This window comes from Nocardia sp. NPDC050710, from assembly GCF_040654375.1.
Taxonomy (GTDB): domain Bacteria; phylum Actinomycetota; class Actinomycetes; order Mycobacteriales; family Mycobacteriaceae; genus Nocardia.
In genome coordinates, this window is sequence record NZ_JBFAHV010000030.1 from 71,227 (window position 1) to 91,177 (window position 19,951).

Consider the following 19,951-nt stretch of genomic DNA (forward strand, 5'->3'; position numbering starts at 1 on the left):
GGAATGTCGCAGTTGGTGCAGGACGTAAGGGCCGTCGTCGTAGTATCGGTCACCCTGTCGTCAAGTCCTTCTCATCTGATTCGGCGGATTTCTGATGCCGCGGGTCGATGCAGGCGGGGTTGTCATCGCGGGCACTCGGTATGCGGCGGCGGCTTCCTGCAGCTCGTTCAGTACGATGCGGCCGGGGTAGTAGCGGTGCGGGTATCGGTTTCGGTAGTAGCAGCGCCAGTAGCTGGCGACGCGTTGGCTGGTCAGGTGGAGGAAGTCGGGGTTGGCGGCGGCGAACCGTCCGTAAGCCTCGTGCTGGGCAGTGTCGACTGTGACGACATCGGTGAGTCCCTGCTTGATGTCGATGACGATGTCGACCACGTATTCACCGACGAGCTTGATGACGAAGGGGACGATCCACGGATCGGTGGCGTCGATGATCTGGTTGAGGTGGTGCTGGCGGACGAAGCCGTCGCTGTGGCGGCTGTAGAGGCAGTGCAGGATCTTGGTCTGCGTCGCAGACAGTCGGGCTGAGGTGTCCTCTGCTGGCATGGGAGTGCACAGTCGGTAAGGGATGGCGAGGTGCTCACCTTCGACAAGGACGTTGAAACCTCCAGAGAGCACTGGATATCGCGCTGGCGGCAGGGCCTGCGCGACGACGCGTACGTCATCGGCGAGGGCTGCGGGGAATGCGGCGAGAAGGACGAGTTCGAGTGCGGTGTTCAGGTGGCCTATCGGGTGCGGCGAGATTGTAGGCCGGTCTGCACGAGGGGCCGGTCCGGCAGGCCAGCGTGACAATCGGCCGGTGAAGGTCCGTGCGTTATGAATGGCGAAGGTTGGGTTGAAACCGACTTCGCCCCACTGCGGCTCGGCGAGCCCGGACCTGACCATGTCGGACCAGTCGGAGCGGGCCAGCAGCGCCGAGTAGTCGCTGGCCAGAGCGGCGACCTTGCCCGAGGGCCAATCCAGTTCCGGGGGCGAATCATTCAGCAATTCGGTGATGGTTCGCACGCTCCGGATACGTGGGAGGGTCGGAGCAGCGACGGTGAGTAACTCACAGAAGCGAACCAGCACCGGTAGCGCATCGGGGTAGTTCCGGATATCCGCGCTCGGTCCACCGACGATCAATGTGTCGAGGATGTCGGCAGCGCCGTCGAGTAGTTCGTCATCGACGGCGGACTCCAACAGAGCGCTGCGGAGATCGCCCGTGGTGGCCGCGATGTGGGCGAGGTATGCGGTCATCACGTTGTTGCGGAAGCCGGTGCGCAACAACCAAGACTTGATCTCGGGATCGCGGGATCCCGTCAAACGCTGTACGGCGTGGACACGTCCCCATCCGTCGACCCGGCGAGCAAGCTGAAATACCGTACGATCACGATCGGGTTGGGAATTGGCGAGTGCGACAGCCGCGTAGAGCGTGAGTTCACCCAACCCGCCCAGCAATAGCAGCAACTCCCGATCCCGTTCGTCGCCGACCACACCCAGCATGACGATGCCGAGGGCCACCGCATTGCGGCGAGTGCCGCGTTCTGTCAGCTGCCGTGCTACCGACCGCACATCCTCGACGGGCAAGTCGATCGAGCACAGCTCACGAACCAGGTCATCAGCCAGATCGAATGCGCGGCAATCAGCGAGTTGGTCGTGCAATACCTCAATCGCCGCACCACTGGGTGCCCTAATGATCTCTGTGATCGCCGTGACTACCGCAGCGGCAGAGACTGAATTGATTGGAGCCTCGAAGTATTGGCTCTCTACACCGACGAGGACAGTCGATTTCGGGAATTCCCGTTCGTTGGGTAGGCCATCCGGTAGCGGACTACCCCCGGCACTCCACGGCCCTGGACCGTGCAAGGCACTGAGACTGAGTGCGTAAGCAAGAAGAGTGGTCTGATCATCGGAAACCAGCCACTTCCCGGGCGTCACCGGCAGGGGCGCGCGGCGCCCTTCCCACGAGAGAACATCACGGCCACACCGTATCGGACAGCAACTCCGCCCTGCAATATTCGCGCTGCCCTCGTCAAGGACTTCCGCCCCTGGGCGTCCTCGCCAATTCGAGTGAGAACTCGCCACGATTGCTACAGATCATGTGAGAAAACGACAGATCAGGTCTCGCCGACAAGTTGCCGAGCTACTTCCCGCAACGGGCCAGCTATGGTCACGAGATGTATTGGGATCCGGTGCCGACGGCCGTCGCGTCAGCAGAGCTACCAGTGATCTGTCCAGAGCACCGAACGCTGGGCAATCCCGACGACTACCTGCGTGGTCGGTGGAAGAACGCGACTGGCGCAACGTACCCGGCCCTTTCTACGGCGCCAATACCGATAACTGCTGGGTGGGCCGATTGATAGCCCCGGACCACATCGTCTACGAGGACGGCAACGGCAGCGAAGTAGTGTTCCGTCAACCACGCAACGCTCATGAAACTCACCTGCTGTTATCCGCTGCGTGGGCCGACCCCTACTGTGGCTACGCCTACGACGGCGACGACCACTGGACCCTCGAACTGATCCGTGGCTGGTGGGCCGACCGGGCGAAGCTTGCTGAATGGCTCAGCGAGCTCGAACGCGAATGGTCTGTCCACGACCGCGACCAGGAGCGCGATGCCGCACAGGGGTTACGCGCCTACTCGAGCTACCTGCACAACGGACTCGAAACCTCCCTGCGGGAGTACGCGTTCTGGCTCGATAACCGCCGCCCCGCGCAACCGCACGAGGCACTGCCGAATCTGAGCAGCTGACTCCGTCCGGCTTCCACCGCACACGGCATCGGCTGATGGCGTAGAGAGTCCACCGGACAGCTTGGCGTTGCGAGCCAGGAATGTCCGATCTCAATCGGGCCAATCCCAAGCCATCACCGACGGATTGCCCAGATTGATCGAGACGACGAACCCCCCTGCGTCTCGGTGCATCTGGCCAGCGCGGAAGCCTGCGCAAGGTCGGACCGTTCGCCGCCCGCTCCCGGAACTCCGCATCGACGTAGGCGATCTCGAACTCCCCGCCGTCCGGCGGAGTCGGCGCGGCTCCCGCGCACCTGACTCGTGCTACGCACGGGCAGGTAGTCCGCTGCAGAACCCGTCCTCAAAACCCGCAAACTACATCCGAACTCAGCAACACCTTACGCAACCCAACCCCGAACACCGCAACCTGTACCCGAACAGAATGACGTGGCCTCAGCGAGATCGGACTGCCTGGTTGCAGCGCCTCACCGTACGAGGGAAACGACCGCACCGGCCCAGCGATCTCGCCAACCATCTCCGGCAGCGACCGCCGCCACACCCGGCGCTCGATACCGGCCCCGGTCACGAGCACGGCCTCGAATTCGTCAGTAGCGCAGCCTGTCTCATCTCTCCGTCCCACCATCGGAACATCCTCGCCACATCAGCTGAGAATCCGCCACCCCACCGCCACACCACCTGAGAACTGACACTCTGGTGAGAACTGACAGAAATTGGTACGACCGTCCATGGGTGCACAGTTTTCGAGGGGTTTCGTAGGCATTTCGTTTCGTATGAGCAAACCAAACGTAAACGCAATGGCTGTGCGTGATTCTGGGCGGGGGACAGAAGTCTGACCACCGATAATGTTCACTTATCGGAGGTTAGAACGGCGGGATGCGGGCTGGGATTCGGTTGGGGCAATGTAGATTCCGTTTCGTGTTGATTCGTTGGATTTGACGAAACAAACGTTACGATTCGCGGATGTCCACCGTATGTAACTACCCAGGCTGCGTCCGGCCCATCACGCGCGGCGGCGGTCCCGGGCGACCGTCGGAATACTGCGATCACCCCGAGCACACTCGGTGGCGGGCGTGGCGGGAACGTCAACGGCAGCAACAGGAGTCGGAGGTGTCCGACGCTTCCGTCACTGTGACACCGCAGGGGCCGGTGACGGTGGCTCGGCTGCGGGCCGATGAGTTGCTTGGTCAGTTCCGTTCGCTGGCCGAGCAACTGGGGAACAATCTGAATGCCGCTGTCGCGGAGTTGTCGACGCTGGCCGATCCGTCGATCGCCGAGGCGCAGGTCCAGGCGGTGCAGGCGGATGCGGCGCGGCGCATCGCGGAGGCCGAGGTCGCTACCGTGGCGGCGGAGCGGGCGCGACGGGATGCCGAGGCGGCACGGGAGGTGGCGGAATCGGTCGCCGATGATGCGGTGAATGCGGCGGAGGCGGCGGAAGGCCGGGTCGCCGAGGCGAATGCGGCGCGCGACGATGCGATGCGGGAGGTCGAGCGGGTTACCCGCCAAGCCGCCGATGATGTGTTCGCGGCGCGCAGCGAGGCGGAGGCCGAGATCCGCACCGCACGACGGGAAGCAGCCGAGGATATCGAGCGCGCCCGTCAGCAGGCGACCGAGGATGTGGAGTTGGTGCGCCGCAAGTCCACCGCCGAGATCGAGCAGGCACGCAGGGAAGCGGCCCAGCAGATCACGGCCGCGAGCGCCGAACGCGACCTGGCCGTGCAACGCGCCGCGGATGCCGAACGCGCCATCGAACGCGCCGAACAATCGGCTGCCGAACGCAATCAGGCGGTCGCCGAGGCCCGCGACGAACTCAGTCGGTTGCGCGATGAACTGGACCGCACCCGTACCGAACTCACTGATCTGCGCCGCAGCGCCGCCGCCGAGACCGCGGCACTGCGCGCCGAAGCGGCGGCCGCACTGGAACAGTCCCGCCGTGAAACCGCCGACCGCCTGGCAACCCTCGACGACGCCCGTACCCAAACCCTGGCCCGCGCCGAACGCGCCGAACGTCAGCTCGACGAACTGCTGGCCGAAACCCGCCGAAACCCGGATCCGATCACCTGAGAGGGGCTCGGATTCAGCGGCGCAGAGCGGTCTCGCGCCGCATGTGCGACAGCTTCTCGGGATTGCGCACGGCGTAGAGCCCGGTGATGTAGCCGTTGTCGATGCGCACCGCGATGACGATGTCGATCTCGCTGCCCCGCCGGAGAATCAGCGCCGGGTAGCCATTGACCTGCGCCGGTTGCAGCGACACCGCGGGGGAGACCCTGCCCAGTACACGGGCCACGCTGTCGGCCCCCACAACGGGCGACAGCGCGGCCTGCACGATGCCGCCACCGTCGGTCAGCAAGACGATATCCGGGGCGAGGATATCGAGCAGCTGTTGCAGCTCTCCCGTTTCGACCGCCTGTTGGAATGCCTCGAACGCGCCTCGGGTCTCGGCCGCGGAAACGACCTCGCGCGGACGGCGCGTCGCGACGTGTCCCCTTGCCCGGTGGGCGATCTGGCGGACCGCGGCCGGGCTCTTGTCGACGGCTCGCGCGATCTCGTCGTACTCCAGATCGAACACCTCGCGCAGTACGAACACCGCCCGCTCCGTCGGTGTGAGGGTCTCCAATACCAACAGCATCGCCATCGAGACGCTGTCGGCCAACTCGACGTCCTCGGCCACGTCGGGAGTGGTGAGCAGCGGCTCGGGCAACCAGGGGCCGATGTAGGACTCCTTGCGCCGGCCGAGCGCACGCAGTCGGCCGAGTGCCTGGCGGGTGGTGATCCGGACCAGGTACGCGCGCTGCTCCCGCACCGTGCCGAGGTCGACATCCACCCACCGCAGCCACGTCTCCTGTAGGACATCCTCCGCGTCGGCGGCTGAGCCGAGCATCTCGTAGGCCACGGTGAACAGCAGGTTGCGGTGGGTGACGAACGTTTCGGTGGCGGTCTCGATGCGGGCATCCCGGGTCCTGCTCGGGCCACGAGCTTCGTGCGTGATCTGCGCCGGCTCGGCCATCGGTGGCTCCTGTTCACTCTCGACTGTGTCACCCACCAGATGCCGGGTACCGCCGTTCTGTGACATCCAGGCGCTGTGCCGTAGGTCACGTAGCCACGGTGTCACAGGAATCGGGTCTCCGGCATCTGGTGGTCGTTCAGCTACCCCGAGCAGGAGATGAAAGATCATGGAACCCCGTATCGACCTGTCCACCAACGAAATCGGCGCCAAGTTCGCCAAGCGGTTCGGCAACGCCAGCCTGGTGATCCACCAGTCGACACTGCCGCAGGCCACCCGGGAACTGGCGGCGCTGCGCGCCAGCCAGATCAACGGCTGCGGTTGGTGCACGGGCCGCGCTGGCGCTCGCCGAGGAGGGCACCCGGCTCGCCGACGCCAACCACGGCATATCCGACGAGACCTGGGACCAGGTGCGCAAGCACTACGACGACGACCAGATCGTCGCCCTGGTCGCCTTGGTCGCCCAGATCAACGCGGCCAACCGGCTCAGCGTGATCGTGCGCCAGCAAGGGGGTTCCTACGAGCCTGGCATGTTCGGCTGATCGGCCGGCAAACTCTGCCCGGCCCAGGATCATTCGATCCGGGCCGGGCGGCGACACCGCGGCAGCAACGCCAACCCGGCGACGGCCGCGACGCTGGATAAGGTTGTGTATGGCCGTCATTCATCGCACAACCATGTCCCCGGGGAAATTGGACCTGCTGACCGAGTGGCTGCCGACGCGACCGTGGTACTGCGGCACCGGTGTACCGCGATTGCGCAAGGCCGGCGGGTTCCGGCTCGATGATCCGGCCGGTGTGGTCGGTATGGAGTTCATGGTGGTGGCCGACGGTCCAGTCGCCTACCACCTCCCGCTGACCTACCGCGGGGCCCCGCTGGACAGCGCGGCGGACGGACTCGTCGGCACGTCGATACACGGTGTGCTCGGGCAGCGCTGGATCTATGACGGCACACGGGATCCGGTGCTCCTCGCACAGTCGATCGCGATGCTGACGGGGCGCGCCGAACCGCAGGCGCAGAGCGAAAGCGACACGCCGGACCCATCGGTGGAGATCACGGCGGCCGACTATCCGCTGCTCCCGGCGGGATTCGATGCGATGGGTGCTGTCGAAGGCGCCGACCACACCGAGATCACCGTGGATTTCGCGATGCTGCGAATCCATCGCGTCCTGGTACCCAGCGTGGTCGGCGCCACCACCGGAGTCGTAACCGCACCGTGGACCGGTTCCGACGGTGGCGTCGCACGCGGGATATTCCTATCGCTGCGGAGCTGAGTACGACACGTCCTCCTTCACACGGAAGCAAACATTCGGTTATCTGAATAGTGCGGCCATATGATGGCTGCATGCCTGGAAACGACGGTGCGGGAGGTGTCGAGCCGAGAGTCCGCGGGGCGCGGCAGGCGGTACTTGTCGCGGGGGCGTGTGCGGTGATCCTCGGCGTGGTGGTCGTGGTTTGGCCGGAGAAGACGGTCGCGGTCGCGGAGTTGCTGTTCGGTGCGTACCTGATCGTGAGCGCTGCGTTACAACTGTGGCTCGCGATCACAGCGCGATTTGCTATGCCGTTGCGGATGCTGGTATTCGGGAGCGGTGTGCTCTCGGTGGTGCTGGTGATGCTGTGCCTGCGCGGCGGGAACTCCGAGTTGCTTCTGGCGATGTGGATCGGACTGGGGTGGTCGATCCGCGGGATCGTCCACGCGACGGTCGCGGTCTGGGATGACGAGTTGCCCGACGGCGGTCGCCATGAATTGTTCGGGCTGTTCACCATGGTGGTGGGCATCGTCGTCGTGGTGGTGCCCTTCGAATCGCTGGACGTGCTCTCCCTCGTGGTGGGCGGCTGCCTCGTGGTGATCGGCACGCTGGAGATCCTCATTGTCGGACTCGGCCACGACGCGGTCGGTGTTCGGGGAATGGAGCAGGTGCCGGTGGCGCGGGGCTGAACTCGCCATCCGGACGCGTCGGCATGGCTGACCATTTCGGTGGCACGGCACCCGCGCAACGGGTTCACTTATTGCTATGGCACCTACCGATCAGCGTCGGAGTTCGGCCCCTTCGGCGGCACCCGGATCGCTGCACGCGCCTGCGGAATTGATCGTAATCACCCACGGCGTAGCAGAACTCGGCGAGGGGATCGCGCCGATCGCCTTGCGGGACAGCGCCGCCACCGCGACCCGGCTGGATGCACTGCTGCCCGCGGGCGCGCGGCTGACCCGAATCTTCGGGCCGGCCGACCGCTTGACCGCCAAACTCGCGAACACCCAACAGGACTCCGCCGCCGCGTATTTCCTCGACTTCTTCGCTGTCCACGGTGTCACGGCCGACCTGGACGCGCTGGCCGAACGCTTGCGAGCCGACGCCGCGGTGGACGGCGCGTATGTCAAGCCGGGCGCCGAACCGCCGATCGCGCCATTGCCCACCGCACGTCGCGCCCTGGCTGAGGCGCCGCCGGTGACGCCGAACTTCGAAGCGCGCCAGGGATATCTGGATGCGGCACCACAGGGCGTGAACGCACGATGGGCGTGGACTCGGCCGGGTGGCCGTGGCGCGGGCATCCGGGTGATCGATGTGGAGGGTGCATGGCGCTTCACCCACGAGGACCTCACCCAGAACCAGGGCGGGGTGATCGGTGGTACGTCCGCAACCGATGAGGGCTGGCGCAATCACGGCACCGCGGTCGCGGGTGAGATCAGCGGCGACGTGAACGCTTTCGGTATCACCGGCATCGCGCCCGAGGCCGCCATTCGCGCGGTGTCGATCTTCGGTGGCGGGTCGGCCACTGCCATCCGGACTGCTGCCGACGCGCTCACCCCAGGTGATGTCATCCTGCTCGAACTGCACCGGCCCGGCCCGCGCCACAACTTCCAGAGCCGCTCGGACCAGGCGGGTTACATCGCCGTCGAGTGGTGGCCCGATGATCTGGCGGCCATCCGTTACGCGGTGGCGCGCGGCATCGTGGTGGTGGAGGCCGCGGGGAACGGGGCCGAAGACCTGGACACCGCGATCTACGACACTCGGGCCACGGGCTTCCCGTCCACTTGGCGCAACCCCTTCCGCGGCGGCGCCGAAGACTCCGGCGCCATCGTCGTCGGCGCCGGCGCCCCACCGCCGGGTACTCATGGGCGCGACCACGGCCCGGCCCGCTCCCGGTTGTCGTTCTCCAACTACGGTTCCCGCGTCGATGCACAGGGCTGGGGTCGCGAGGTCACCACCACCGGATACGGCGACCTGCAGGGCGGCAGCGACGAAGACTACTGGTACACCGACCAATTCAGCGGCACCTCCAGTGCGTCCCCGATCGTCGTCGGCGCCATCGCGTGCGCCCAGGGCATTCATGCACGGGGTGCCGGGCCGCACGCACCGGCTGCGATCCGTGCGCGGCTGCGCGAGACCGGTTCGGCGCAAACCGGCGCACCCGGCCGCCCCGCCACCCAGCGCATCGGGAACTTGCCCGACATCCGGGCGCTCGCCGGTGCGCCGTCGCCGTCGGAATGACACGCGCCGTCGTTTCGCCGATCGGAGCCTTCGCCGTGCCCCGGTGAGCATGCGGGCCGCGGCGGCCGGCCGTGCGGTGTCCTCGAGGTCGGTCGCCGAGTATCGCACTTGCTGCCTTGGTCGCGCGCGGTCCGGGGGAGCGGTCCGGCCCGTCGCTAGGGTGGAATGCCATGGACACCGCTGTGGCCCTGCTCTCACAGCCCGGATCAGCCCCGAGCCGGATGGCGCGGCCGCGGCTGCGCGGCGGCGGTCCGGTGCTGGTCGCGGCCGTATTCCTGATCGTCGCGCAGCTGCTCGTCCGCTGGTGGGTAGCCGATAGCGGTTACTTCTATTGGGACGACCTGATCGTCGTGAGTCGCGCCGCCCGGTATCCATTGTGGTCGGAGGATTTGCTGCTGTTCGACCACGACGGGCACCTCATGCCGCTGGCGTTCGGCACCGCCTGGGTGGTGACCGCGGTGGCGCCGTTGGCATGGGCGGGACCAATGGTCTCGTTGCTAGTGCTACAGCTCGCGGTGTCGGTAGCGGTGCTGCGCATGCTGATCGTGCTGCGCGGCGCGCGCCCGACGATCCTGGTGCCGCTCGTCTTCTTCCTGTTCTCGCCGGTAACGCTGCCCGCGTTCGCATGGTGGGCGGCCGCACTCAACGCGCTGCCGCTGCAGTTCGCGCTCGCCTGGGTCATCGGCGATGCGGTGCTGCTGAGCCGCGGCGGGCGCGTCCGCTATGCCGTATCGGGGATCCTCGTGTCGGCGGTGGCGTTGCTGTTTTTCGAAAAGTCGGTGCTCGTGCCGATCGTCGCTTTCGCCGTCGCGGTGCTCGCGCGGTATGTCGAGCGTGACGAGGGTTTCAAGGGCGCGGTAGCGACGGTGGCGCGGCGCGGTGCGACGCTGTGGATCGGGTCGGGGTTCGTGCTGGTGTTCTGGTTTGCCACCTATCTGACGGTGGTCGATATATCCGCCGTGCACCGCAGCCCGAATGAACTGCGCGCGCTGCTGCCCACTGCGACCTCCTTCGGTGTGCTGCCCACCCTGCTGGGTGGGCCCTGGAGCTGGGAGCGGTGGTTGCCGTCGTCACCCTGGGCGGACCCACCGGGTTGGACGGTGGTGGCGGCGTGGGTCGCGGTGGGTGGATCGGTGGCGTGGTCGCTGCGCACGCGGATCCGGGTCGGGCCGGTGTGGATGCTCGCGGCGATCTACCTGCTGGTGGCCCAGCTGCCGGTGGCGCTGGCCCGGAGCGGACCGAATACCGCCGCCGAACTCATGCAGTCCCTGCGTTATTTCGCCGACGCCGCGGTGGTACTGACTTCGGCCGTGGCGCTGCTGTCGGGTGCAAGGCCACGAGACCCGCGATCCACCCGGCACCCCGGCCCGCGCACGGTGGTCGGGCTGACGGTGCTGTTCCTGGTGAGCAGTCTCTGTTCCACCTACACCTTCGTATCCTCGTGGCGCGCCGGATCGACCAGAACGTATGTCACGAACGTCGAGTCGGCACTCGACAGATGGGACGGCGTACCCCTGCTGGAGCAGGAGGTCCCGTGGACGGTATTGAATCCGCTGGCCTATCCGCAGAATCTGGCCAGCCGGGTCCTCGCACCCATCGCACCGCCCGGCACCTTCGCCGCTTCGACACCGCACCTGCGGATGATCACCGACTCCGGCACGATCGTGGACGCGGTGGTCTGGTGGAACCGCAGCATCCTTCCGGGCCCCGAGCCGGACTGCGGCTATCGCATCCGCGGCGCTGAGCCCGCGCGGCTACCTCTCGACGGCCCCATGCTCGACCACGAATGGACCGCTCAGCTCAACTATCTCGCGAGCCGCGACGGCCGCATCACGGTCGCCCTCGAGCACGGCGACACCGTGGCGGTCCCGGTTGAACAGGGGCCGAACACGGTCTTCGTCCGCATCGTCGGAGGCGGCTCCGTACTCCGCGTCGGTGCCAGCACACCGGGACTCCATGTTTGCGTCGGTGTCGGACCCGTCGGCGTGGCCTCTTACGACTATTGACCCGTCGTGCGCCCCAGTTCGCCGAGCGCGGCGGCGACCCGGACACCGGGATGCTCGGTATCCGCCGGAGGCGAGCGTGTCGCGCTGGACGTGGTCACCAGTCGGCGTCGAGCGCGTCGAGTACGGCACGGAAGCGGCGAGCATCCCGGCGGGGCAGGGCGCGGGCGACGATCTCCAGTATGCGTCGCACCTCATGCATATCCGGACAGCACTCCCAGATTCCGCAGCCCTCGTAGCGCGGATCCCACAGGCGGTGATAGGGGTCGCGGACGAAGTGTCGCCAATGGCGCAGTGCGGACGCGGTCCGACCGGGCGACAGTCGCGTGCGCTCGAGACCGGCCAGCACGACGCGTCCGTGTGGTGAAAGACCCGGCACATGCGAGATATCCGGATAGCCATCGGAACTCGGCCACATCCGAATCAGTGCGGTATCTCCGCGCGGCCGCAACGAGGACAGCGTGGCGGTGCGGAGTTGAGCGGGCCGTCTACGCGGCATGGTCCTTTCGTGTGGCGAACATGATGAGCATCATTGCACGCCACGCCGATTCGGGCTCGGATCCGGTTTCCGCCGACCGCATCGCGAATGGTGCGCGGATCGGGAACCGGCTGGACGCGTGATCGCCGCGGCAGGTGGCCTCCGGTCGCACCGTGAACGTCGGTGCAACAGCCGATGACGCGCAGTGGATACCCTCTTGAACTCTCGGTCGTCGTCGGGTGTGCGCGACAGGCGGGGACCGACCATGCCGACTCACCCATGGCAACAGGGCCTGACCTGGGCGGATACCGGGGTCGAACGATCCGTGAGATGCGAACGGGCGCAGTCGGATACGCATCGAATGCGGGTTGGCATCGAGTGTCGGGCCGGGTGGAATGCCGGTATGGTTCGGCGCGCGGACAGCTCGGAATGCTGTCGTTGGTGCTTGCCGAGGTGTTACGTCGAGGAGAAGTGGTGGCTGTCGATACCGTTCGCGAAGAACAGGCGATGCGCCGGTTGACCGACAGTCTGCTCGAAACCTACAGCGATACCCATCCCGCGGAGCGAGTCGAGACCGTGATCGGTTCGGCGCGACAGCGCTTCGCGGGACGTCCGGTGCGCGAGTTCGTGCCCATCCTGGTCGAGCGCATCGTCCGCCGGGAGCTCGAGCCCGAATCCGTTGTCACGGTGTCGGCCACCGCCGTGGGCGCGGCCGTCGCCGAAGAGCGTCCGGAATCCGCCGGGCAGCGGCTCGGTGCCGCTCTGCGCGGCATGTCGGCGCCGAACAAGCGCAATGCCGGACTGCTCGGCGGTGCCCTGACCGTGGTGGCCGTCGTCGTGGTGGCAATGGTGGCGCGGCAACCGGATCCGGCGCCGGTGGCCGTGCCCGGCGTCGGGCTCTCGGTGGTGCGCGGTGTGGTCGGTTCGGAGAAGGTGCCGTTCTTCCAGGACCAGCGGGTGGTCGACGCGCTCGCCGAGCACGGGATGCGGGTGGAGGTCGACCCGGCGGGATCGCGGCAGATCGCCACGTCGATCGATCTCGGCGCATACGACTTCGCATTCCCGTCCAGTGCGCCCGCCGCCGAACGGATCCAGCGCGCCCGCAATGTGAACGTGAAATACACGCCGTTCTCCTCGCCGATGGCGATCGCGACGTTCCAGCCCATCGTGGATCTGCTGACCCCCGCGGGCGTCATCAAGCCGGGCCCGGTGCCGACCTTCGATATCGCCCGCTACTTGGAGCTCGTCCGCGCCAACACCGAGTGGGCGCAGCTGCCCGACAACACCGCCTACCCGGTCCGCAAGAACATCCTGATCTCCACCACCGACCCTCGCACCTCGAACTCGGCGGCCATGTACCTGGCCATCGCCAGCTTCGTCGCCAACGACAATGCCATCGTGCAGGGTCAGCCCGCCGAGCAGGCGGTGCTGCCGACGGTGTCGAAGCTGTTCGTCGGCCAGGGCTACACCGAGAACACCACCCAGGGCCCGTTCCACGAGTACCTGGCCGGGGGCATGGGCCCGTCCCCGCTGGTGCTGATCTACGAGGCGCAGTTCATCGAGGCCACCACCCGCGGACAGATCAAACCCGGCATGGTGCTGACCTACCCGTCGCCGACCGTCCTGTCCCAGCACACCCTGGTCCCGCTGCGCGCGGGCGGTGACAAGCTCGGACGCCTGCTCGTCGCCGACCCGACACTGCGGCAGCTCGCCGCCGAACACGGCTTCCGCACCGGCGACGCCGCCGAGTTCGCAAAGGTCACCCAGGGTGTGCCCGTGGCGGCCGACCTGATCGACGTGGTCGACACCCCGACCTACGACACGCTCGAGCATCTGCTCGACGGGGTGACCAAGTCCTACAACTAGGCCACCGGATCGGCCTTCGGCAGCGCAGGTCGGGCGACCTGCCAAGAGCCTGTGGAGTACCGACTACGACGGGATTCGAGTAGCGCGGCACTCGTGGTTTCGGCGCGTTTCGGTGGCACTCTTCAATCAGGGTTGGAGAGAAGGGAGCCTCCCATGAACGGGATCCGCACCGACGAACTCGATCGGCCGGGCGATATGGCGAGCTCGACGGGTACCCATGCCATGGTGGTCTTCGGCACCGGCGTCGACTGTTACCTGTCGAATCTCCCGATGTTCGCGCCGCCACACGATTTCCAGGTCGTGCTCTCGGTGGAGCTGGACCGGCGCGGCCGCCGCGCGCTCGGCGCCGATCGGCGCCACGGATTCGGTGGTGTGCACACCTTCGATGCCGAGCCGTTCCAGATCGCCGAACTCGATCCGGGGCGGCCGAATTCGCGAACCACATTGCGGGGCAGACTGTTCCGCGGGCACGTCGGGCGCGGTGGGGTGCCGATCGCGAAGGATATCGTCGTCACCGTCCGCTCGGTGGTCTATTACGCGAAGCTGGACCCTTCCGTCGACCGCGAACTGCTGACCCACCTGTGCTTCGGGCGGCCGGGGCAGCTGTATCTGGCACATCGGATCGCGCGCAGGCCGAGCTTCGACCAGATCGTGGCGGTGCGCCTGATCCCCGGCACGGTGACCGACATGCTCGGCAGCCCACTGCCCGACGATGCGCACCAGCTCGGATTCGAGCAGGCGCAACCGATCATTCTCGGGCAGCGTGAGTTCTTCGGGCAGCGGTTGCGGACCGGGGAGATCGCGGTGGCGGCGTTCCGTGCGACGGCGTCGGTGGGCGGCACCCACGGTTTCCTGGCCGAGCTGGCGGTGGAGCGGCAGATCCATCTGGAGGTCGCCGACCTCGCGTGAGCGCACGGCAATCGGGCGTGCCCGGGCGGTGAACCGCGCCCGAGGTCACGCGTCGTCGAGCATGACCGCGATGAGTTCTCCGCCCAGGAGGCCCGCGGCGGTGGTCGCCGGGATCGACCTAACAGCCGCCGGATCATCCGTTCCTCGTCGACCGAACCGAATTCGTCCGGACCCCGGGTAGCTCAGGTCACCGTCGCGGGAACCTGGAGCGCCTCCACAAGGTGGGAGACGAATTCCTCGGGGGCGTCGGTGAAACCGCTGTGGCCACCGGGGAATTCGGTGAGAGCGATCCCGAGCTGCTCGGCGAGCAGGGCGGCAGGTCGATACGGGAGGTGGCCGCGAGTTTCGCGACCCGCCGCCAGCACGATGCGGTCGGCGTAGGGGGCCAGGGCCGTGATGTCGGGGCGGTGCGAGGTGAATTGACGCAGTTCGTGTTCCATCATCACCGGGGCATTGGCCATCAGGCGGGTGATCATGGCGGCGGTGCGCGGCGGGAGGGTGGCGGGATCGGGGAGGCCCTTCATGGTGCCACCGATTCCGGCCAGGAAGTGGGCCGATGCGGCGCCCATACCTTCGGTCCGGAACAGGCGGTAGACCTCGTCGACGAAGGCGAGTTGATCTGCGGCGTCGGGGAGGATGGCGAAGTACGGCGGTTCGTGGGCGACCACGTGACGTACCAGCCCCGCAGCCGGGTTCCGTCACGGTCCTGGCACGGATGCGTGCGAACTCACCGTCGTTGATCGCAGTGCGCCGCGCGCACCAGACCTTCGTCACCGCGCGCAAGCGAAATTTCGGGCCGAGCGATGAGTTCGGAAAGACCGTGCCGTCAGTACTCACGGATAGTTATGACCGCACCCAAGGAGAGACCATGACTCCCAGCTCGGCCACCTCGGCCAGCGCGCAAACCCTCGACGTCCCCGGTGCCACCCTGCATTACGAGGTGCGCGGCGAAGGACCTCTCGTGATACTCGTCGGTGCCCCGATGGCGGCCGACGCGTTCGCTCCGTTGGCGGACTTGCTCGCGACCGATCACACCGTGCTCACTACCGACCCGCGCGGACACCGGCGCAGCCCCCTCGACGATCCGGAGCAGGACTCCACCCCGCAGCTGCGGGGCGCCGATCTCGCCAGGCTGATCACCCACCTCGGCGCGGGCCCCGCGGTGGTTTTCGGGTCCAGCGGCGGTGCGGTGAGCGCACTATCGCTGCTGCAGGACGAGCCCGACCTCGTGACCACCGTGGTCGCACACGAACCACCGCTGATCGCCTTGCTCGAGGACCACGAGCGACTACTGGCCGGCACCGCCGACCTCGTCGACACCTATCGCAACGGCGATACGGTCGGCGCATGGCGAATGTTCTTCGCCCAGGCCAATATTCCGATGCCGGAGCCGGTGCTGGAGCAGATGTTCGGCGGTGAGCGCGATCCTGGCCAGGTGGCCAGCGAAAACTACTGGTTCAACCACGAAATCGTCGGCACCGTCACCTGGCGGCCCGATTTCGCCGCGTTGGCCGAACCGAACGCCCGCATCATTGTCGGACTCGGGGCGGACTCGGGAGGTCAGCTCTGCGAACGTACTTGCCACGCGCTCGGACACCGACTCGGCGTGGATACCACCGTATTCCCCGGCGGCCACGGCGGCTTCGTCGAAGATCCGGTGGCGTTCGCACCCCGCCTGCGCGAGGTGCTGCGGACCGCGTGACGTGCGGCAGTGGCGTCGAGCAATCATTGTTCGACGCCACTTCGGGGGTGATCGTCCCGCACGGTGTCGACATGGGCGCGCGGTGGCGTGGCAGGCTGACCGGATGGTGTACGAGGCAGCGGGTCGTGGGGTGTTGGTGACGGGGGCGTCGCGGGGGATCGGGCGGGCGATCGCGACGGCATTCGCCGCATCGGGGGATCGTGTCGCGGTGCACTACTCCTCGCGGCGTGCGGAGGCCGAGCAGACGCTGGCCGGAATGGCGGGGACCGGGCATGTACTCATCGGTGGCGATATCGGGTCGGCGGTGGGTGCGGCGGCCGTCGTCGACGCCGCGATCGAGGCACTCGGCACGGTGCGGGTGCTGGTCAACAATGCGGCTGTGAACCTGCCGCACCCGCTGCCGGAGACCTCGTACGAGGACTGGCAGCGGATATGGGAGGAGACGGTGCGGGTGAATCTGCTCGGCACCGCGAATGTCAGCTACGGCGTGGCGCGGCACATGATCGAACATGGGATTGCCGGACGGATCGTGAATATCGGATCGCGCGGCGCCTTCCGTGGTGAGCCCGATCACCCGGCCTACGGCGCCACCAAGGCGGCCGTGCACGCGCTCGGCCAATCGCTGGCCGCGTCCCTCGCGCCGCACGGCATCGCCGTCGCTTCGGTAGCACCGGGATTCGTTGCGACAGAACGGGTTGCGGACCGCGTTACCGATGAGGTGCGCGCCCAGAGCCCATTCGGGCGGGTCGCCGCACCGGAGGAGATCGCCTCGGCGGTGCACTATCTCGCATCCCCGGGAGCGGCTTGGACCTCCGGCGCGGTCCTCGACATCAACGGCGCGTCATACCTGCACTGACGGGTCGACGATGGCGTCGTGGCCTGTGCGATCGGGCTGAAGTTCGTCGAATCCGCTCCCGCCGTGCCGAATCCGCCCGCGCGGGACGAGCGGCACGCGGCCGTCGAGGGATGATGCGGCGGGTCAGCCCGACCCCGCACACGCCCCGCGACGAAGTCGGGATCGGACCAGGATTCGGCGAGAGCGCGGCAGGTCAGGTGGGCCTGCGACCGGGGCCCGATCAGACTGGGTCGCCGCCTCCGTCGTGTTGATCGCATCAGCCGCGTCGGCGCGCCGGACTACTCCCGCACCGATGCGCTGGTGCGGAGTCCGATGACAGAATCCACCCGTGTCAGATGAGCGGCTGGTGGATGAACGGCTGAGCCGATCGGAGAACCGACGACCGCGGCGCCGACTTCAGCTGATCGCGGCGCACGGCAGGGCGCGTGCGAGTCGCTCGAGCCAGCCGTCCACCTCGCCGTGGACTCCGGGATGGGTGCGTCGAAACCCGGACCAGTCGACCGACCAACCCTGAATCCGGTCGGCGTTCACACGGGGAAATCGGTTGCCGAGCACCTTGCGAAGGAGGCCGGGCGTCATTCGGGTCTGCGGACTTTCGGCCAGGAGCACCGCGTCGTAGAGGTCCTTCCCGGCGGCCATTCTTTCATCGGTCGAGTCGGTGTCCAACCACAGGACTTTCCACGCCAGCGACAGTTCCCGGCTCGCGGTGACGACCGGCGTCGGCGGGCCGCCGTCCGAACGCGGAACGGCCGTCCAGACCGGCGTCTCGGGTAGCCATTCGCCGATGGCGAAATCCAGCTGTATCGCACCGGATTCCGTGCCGTAGTCCCACGGCACGAGAAGCCTCCTGCCCGTGTCTTCATCGAGGTGCGCGTAGATCCAATTCTCGTCCTGGGAGATATCGTCGGCGTCCAGTACTACACCGCCGGGCGCGTTCGGGTTGTCGCGGATGATGTCCGCCACCTGGTCCAGCAGCGAAAATGGTTCGTATTCCTCGGCCTGTAGCCAGCGCAGCCCCTCCGGGGGAAGTTTCGGACGCGATCCGAAGGTATCGAACTCCTCCTCGGTCCACATTCGGTAGCGGGCGGCACCGTCCAATGCCTCGGGCCACTGCTGTGCCCGGGCGATGTCGTCGAGGTACGGGAAAGGTGCGAGCGGATCGGGGAAGGCGGTTCCGGTCGGCATAATCCAATCCAAATCGCCTGGCGGCCTTGCCTGTTCGCCAATCCATGCCCGCATCGTCATGCTGCCGCGAAGTACGAGTCCGTCGCCCCATTCCGAGCCGGCGATGAGTGCGAGCGTGTGGTCGAGCGCCGCGAGATGGGCCGCCGAATACGCGCAGGGGCTCTCGGGGAACTGGTGTTCGAACCGCACGACAGTGACCGTAGCAGGATCCATTATGGATCGTCCTGCCGTCACCGCACCGATTGAATACTGAGGGACGCAGTGCTGTTCGTCGCGCTCCAGCGTGACGACATCCTGCCCGGTGTGACACCACCCATGGCGACCGCGGTGCGGACCAGATGCGACTGGTCGGAGAATCCGGTGCGGGCGGCGATTTCGGCGGTGGGGTAGAACGGCATTTGCAGTACGGCTTCACGCAGCCGATGCCAGCGGCGCAGCGTCGTCAGCGAGCCGCCGAGCGCCCGCGTCGAGATCTGGCGCAGCCGCCGCGGCGAGAGCCCGACGTCGGCTGCCAGTTGTTCGAGACATGGACCGTCGTCGAGGAGGTCGAGCACACGCTGGAGCCGGAGATCGAGGGTTTCGGTCGCGCCGAGCGCGCGGTTCAGGGCGGCGCGCAGCCGGGGCGGCTCGAGGTCGGTGCCGGTGCTCGCGATCAGACGGCGGACCTGGGTGCGATCGAGCGGGTGAATCCGCGGGCGACCGGCCGCCGAGAGCCGATAGGGGTCGATCCACAGCGAGATGTATCCGGCGGGGTAGCAGATCCCGCGCATGATGCCCGGCGCGATAAGAACGCCCGGTGCGGTGGTGACGATGCCTCGGTCATCGGTCGCCACGACCGGCTCGTCCGAGGAGAGCACCAGCTGCCAGGCCGGGTGGCGGTACGGGTCGGGCGCGGCTTCGGCTGCCTCGGCGATGCAGGCGAATTCGGCGCAGACCGCCACGAAGGTGGTGTTGCCGTTTCGTTCAAGACGCCAGGACCGCGGCTCCTCGATCATTCGTCCATGCTCGCACCACCGCGGGCCGCCACTCCACAGCGCGACGTGGTGACGCTCGCCTCGTACGCGGGCACCGACCCAGGAAAGGCCCCCTGAATGAGAATCCCGAATTCCGTGTACACCGCGCAGCCCTGGCGGATCCACGAAATCGCCCCGGATTTCACGGTCGAGGATGTGTGGGCGCTGCCGACCCCCGGCGGACCCGGCGAACTCCCACGGCTGGTGCGGCTCTTCGCGACCCGGGACGAGGACGCTGGCGAAGCCCCCGGTATCTACCGCATCCTCTTCGCGATCCGCTGGAAGCTCGGCGGATTGCTCGGCTGGGACAAACCCGACACCGGCGTCGGCACCCGCGTGCGGACCCTGCGCGATCGGCTGCCCGACGACCTGCGCGACGGTCCGCGCGGCCCGGATCCCGACTCCGTGCCGTTCACTTCGATCTACCAAACAGATACCGAATGGGCCGCCGAAATGGCCAACAGCACGGTGCACGGCGTCATGCACATCACCTGGGTTCCCGACGGTTCCGGCGGCTACCACGGCCAAATGGCCGTACTGGTCAAGCCCAACGGAGTGTTCGGGAAGGCCTATATGGCCGCCATCCTCCCGTTCCGCTACATCCTCGTCTACCCGGCCCTGATGCGCATGATCGGCCGCTCGTGGAAACGGCAGGCGGCGCAACAGAACGCGGGATGACGGCGGCGCCGGAATCGCGGCCTCGGGCCCGAGCGCTCGGGCCCGA

Annotated in this window: 17 protein-coding genes and 1 pseudogene; 12 read left to right on the forward strand and 6 right to left on the reverse strand. The window is 67.2% G+C overall.

Annotated elements, in window-relative coordinates:
- Window positions 1-60: 60 nt before the first annotated feature.
- Complete coding sequence (locus tag AB0H61_RS34480) at window positions 61-1,635, reverse strand: hypothetical protein (RefSeq protein ID WP_357311946.1); 1,575 nt, start codon at window positions 1,633-1,635, stop codon at window positions 61-63.
- 619 nt (window positions 1,636-2,254) lie between these two features.
- Here AB0H61_RS34480 and AB0H61_RS34485 point away from each other — a divergent pair.
- Complete coding sequence (locus AB0H61_RS34485) at window positions 2,255-2,725, forward strand: ferredoxin (protein ID WP_357311947.1); 471 nt, start codon at window positions 2,255-2,257, stop codon at window positions 2,723-2,725.
- Between the two features lie 1,107 nt (window positions 2,726-3,832).
- Window positions 3,833-4,786, forward strand: a complete 954-nt coding sequence (locus tag AB0H61_RS34490; RefSeq protein WP_357311948.1) for a hypothetical protein — start codon at window positions 3,833-3,835, stop codon at window positions 4,784-4,786.
- Between the two features lie 13 nt (window positions 4,787-4,799).
- Here AB0H61_RS34490 and AB0H61_RS34495 read toward each other — a convergent pair whose 3' ends face one another.
- Window positions 4,800-5,729, reverse strand: coding sequence for an RNA polymerase sigma-70 factor (locus AB0H61_RS34495; protein ID WP_357311949.1), 930 nt, complete (start codon window positions 5,727-5,729; stop codon window positions 4,800-4,802).
- Window positions 5,730-5,895: 166 nt separating this feature from the next.
- Between AB0H61_RS34495 and AB0H61_RS34500 the strand changes: the two are divergent.
- The 5 genes and pseudogenes from AB0H61_RS34500 to AB0H61_RS34520 all read left to right on the forward strand — a co-directional run bounded on the left by AB0H61_RS34500 (window position 5,896) and on the right by AB0H61_RS34520 (window position 11,221).
- A pseudogene (locus AB0H61_RS34500) lies at window positions 5,896-6,268 on the forward strand (carboxymuconolactone decarboxylase family protein).
- Window positions 6,269-6,377: 109 nt separating this feature from the next.
- Complete coding sequence (locus AB0H61_RS34505) at window positions 6,378-6,998, forward strand: 1,4-alpha-glucan branching protein (protein WP_357311950.1); 621 nt, start codon at window positions 6,378-6,380, stop codon at window positions 6,996-6,998.
- Between the two features lie 71 nt (window positions 6,999-7,069).
- Window positions 7,070-7,663 carry a DUF308 domain-containing protein gene (locus AB0H61_RS34510; protein WP_357311951.1) on the forward strand — a complete coding sequence of 198 codons (594 nt, stop codon included), beginning with the start codon at window positions 7,070-7,072 and terminating at the stop codon, window positions 7,661-7,663.
- 148 nt (window positions 7,664-7,811) lie between these two features.
- Window positions 7,812-9,215: a S8 family serine peptidase gene (locus AB0H61_RS34515; RefSeq protein ID WP_357311952.1), complete on the forward strand. Its 1,404-nt coding sequence runs from the start codon at window positions 7,812-7,814 to the stop codon at window positions 9,213-9,215.
- A gap of 170 nt (window positions 9,216-9,385) precedes the next feature.
- Window positions 9,386-11,221, forward strand: a complete 1,836-nt coding sequence (locus AB0H61_RS34520; RefSeq protein ID WP_357311953.1) for a hypothetical protein — start codon at window positions 9,386-9,388, stop codon at window positions 11,219-11,221.
- 94 nt (window positions 11,222-11,315) lie between these two features.
- Here the strand turns inward: AB0H61_RS34520 and AB0H61_RS34525 are convergent, their stop codons facing one another.
- Complete coding sequence (locus AB0H61_RS34525; RefSeq protein ID WP_357311954.1) at window positions 11,316-11,717, reverse strand: hypothetical protein; 402 nt, start codon at window positions 11,715-11,717, stop codon at window positions 11,316-11,318.
- Window positions 11,718-12,170: 453 nt separating this feature from the next.
- On the opposite strand from AB0H61_RS34525, the gene AB0H61_RS34530 reads away from it, so the two are divergent.
- A complete protein-coding gene (locus tag AB0H61_RS34530) occupies window positions 12,171-13,562 on the forward strand; it encodes a three-helix bundle dimerization domain-containing protein (RefSeq protein WP_357311955.1) in 1,392 nt (463 codons plus the stop codon).
- Between the two features lie 153 nt (window positions 13,563-13,715).
- Complete coding sequence (locus AB0H61_RS34535) at window positions 13,716-14,471, forward strand: hypothetical protein (RefSeq protein ID WP_357311956.1); 756 nt, start codon at window positions 13,716-13,718, stop codon at window positions 14,469-14,471.
- 182 nt (window positions 14,472-14,653) lie between these two features.
- Here the strand turns inward: AB0H61_RS34535 and AB0H61_RS34540 are convergent, their stop codons facing one another.
- Complete coding sequence (locus AB0H61_RS34540) at window positions 14,654-15,139, reverse strand: hypothetical protein (protein ID WP_357311957.1); 486 nt, start codon at window positions 15,137-15,139, stop codon at window positions 14,654-14,656.
- A gap of 200 nt (window positions 15,140-15,339) precedes the next feature.
- Between AB0H61_RS34540 and AB0H61_RS34545 the strand changes: the two genes are divergently transcribed.
- Both AB0H61_RS34545 and AB0H61_RS34550 read left to right on the forward strand, forming a co-directional pair.
- Window positions 15,340-16,173, forward strand: a complete 834-nt coding sequence (locus AB0H61_RS34545; RefSeq protein ID WP_357311958.1) for an alpha/beta hydrolase — start codon at window positions 15,340-15,342, stop codon at window positions 16,171-16,173.
- Window positions 16,174-16,276: 103 nt separating this feature from the next.
- Window positions 16,277-17,029 (forward strand): SDR family oxidoreductase, encoded by a 753-nt coding sequence (locus tag AB0H61_RS34550; protein ID WP_357311959.1) that lies wholly within the window; start codon window positions 16,277-16,279, stop codon window positions 17,027-17,029.
- A 396-nt stretch (window positions 17,030-17,425) separates the two neighbouring features.
- Here the strand turns inward: AB0H61_RS34550 and AB0H61_RS34555 are convergent, their stop codons facing one another.
- Window positions 17,426-18,403 carry a nucleotidyl transferase AbiEii/AbiGii toxin family protein gene (locus tag AB0H61_RS34555; RefSeq protein ID WP_357311960.1) on the reverse strand — a complete coding sequence of 326 codons (978 nt, stop codon included), beginning with the start codon at window positions 18,401-18,403 and terminating at the stop codon, window positions 17,426-17,428.
- A 41-nt stretch (window positions 18,404-18,444) separates the two neighbouring features.
- Complete coding sequence (locus tag AB0H61_RS34560; protein ID WP_357311961.1) at window positions 18,445-19,209, reverse strand: AraC family transcriptional regulator; 765 nt, start codon at window positions 19,207-19,209, stop codon at window positions 18,445-18,447.
- Window positions 19,210-19,305: 96 nt separating this feature from the next.
- Here AB0H61_RS34560 and AB0H61_RS34565 point away from each other — a divergent pair, with 96 nt between their 5' ends.
- Complete coding sequence (locus AB0H61_RS34565; RefSeq protein ID WP_357311962.1) at window positions 19,306-19,905, forward strand: DUF2867 domain-containing protein; 600 nt, start codon at window positions 19,306-19,308, stop codon at window positions 19,903-19,905.
- Window positions 19,906-19,951: the final 46 nt, after the last annotated feature.

What these genes read in the sequence shown, in the direction of transcription:
- AB0H61_RS34495 (WP_357311949.1), bottom strand. Translation starts at nt 5,729, where the DNA reads ATGGCCGAGCCGGCGCAGATCACGCACGAAGCTCGTGGCCCGAGCAGG.
- AB0H61_RS34535 (WP_357311956.1), top strand. Translation starts at nt 13,716, where the DNA reads ATGAACGGGATCCGCACCGACGAACTCGATCGGCCGGGCGATATGGCG.
- AB0H61_RS34525 (WP_357311954.1), bottom strand. Translation starts at nt 11,717, where the DNA reads ATGCCGCGTAGACGGCCCGCTCAACTCCGCACCGCCACGCTGTCCTCG.
- AB0H61_RS34565 (WP_357311962.1), top strand. Translation starts at nt 19,306, where the DNA reads ATGAGAATCCCGAATTCCGTGTACACCGCGCAGCCCTGGCGGATCCAC.
- AB0H61_RS34505 (WP_357311950.1), top strand. Translation starts at nt 6,378, where the DNA reads ATGGCCGTCATTCATCGCACAACCATGTCCCCGGGGAAATTGGACCTG.
- AB0H61_RS34510 (WP_357311951.1), top strand. Translation starts at nt 7,070, where the DNA reads ATGCCTGGAAACGACGGTGCGGGAGGTGTCGAGCCGAGAGTCCGCGGG.
- AB0H61_RS34550 (WP_357311959.1), top strand. Translation starts at nt 16,277, where the DNA reads ATGGTGTACGAGGCAGCGGGTCGTGGGGTGTTGGTGACGGGGGCGTCG.
- AB0H61_RS34545 (WP_357311958.1), top strand. Translation starts at nt 15,340, where the DNA reads ATGACTCCCAGCTCGGCCACCTCGGCCAGCGCGCAAACCCTCGACGTC.
- AB0H61_RS34560 (WP_357311961.1), bottom strand. Translation starts at nt 19,209, where the DNA reads ATGATCGAGGAGCCGCGGTCCTGGCGTCTTGAACGAAACGGCAACACC.
- AB0H61_RS34520 (WP_357311953.1), top strand. Translation starts at nt 9,386, where the DNA reads ATGGACACCGCTGTGGCCCTGCTCTCACAGCCCGGATCAGCCCCGAGC.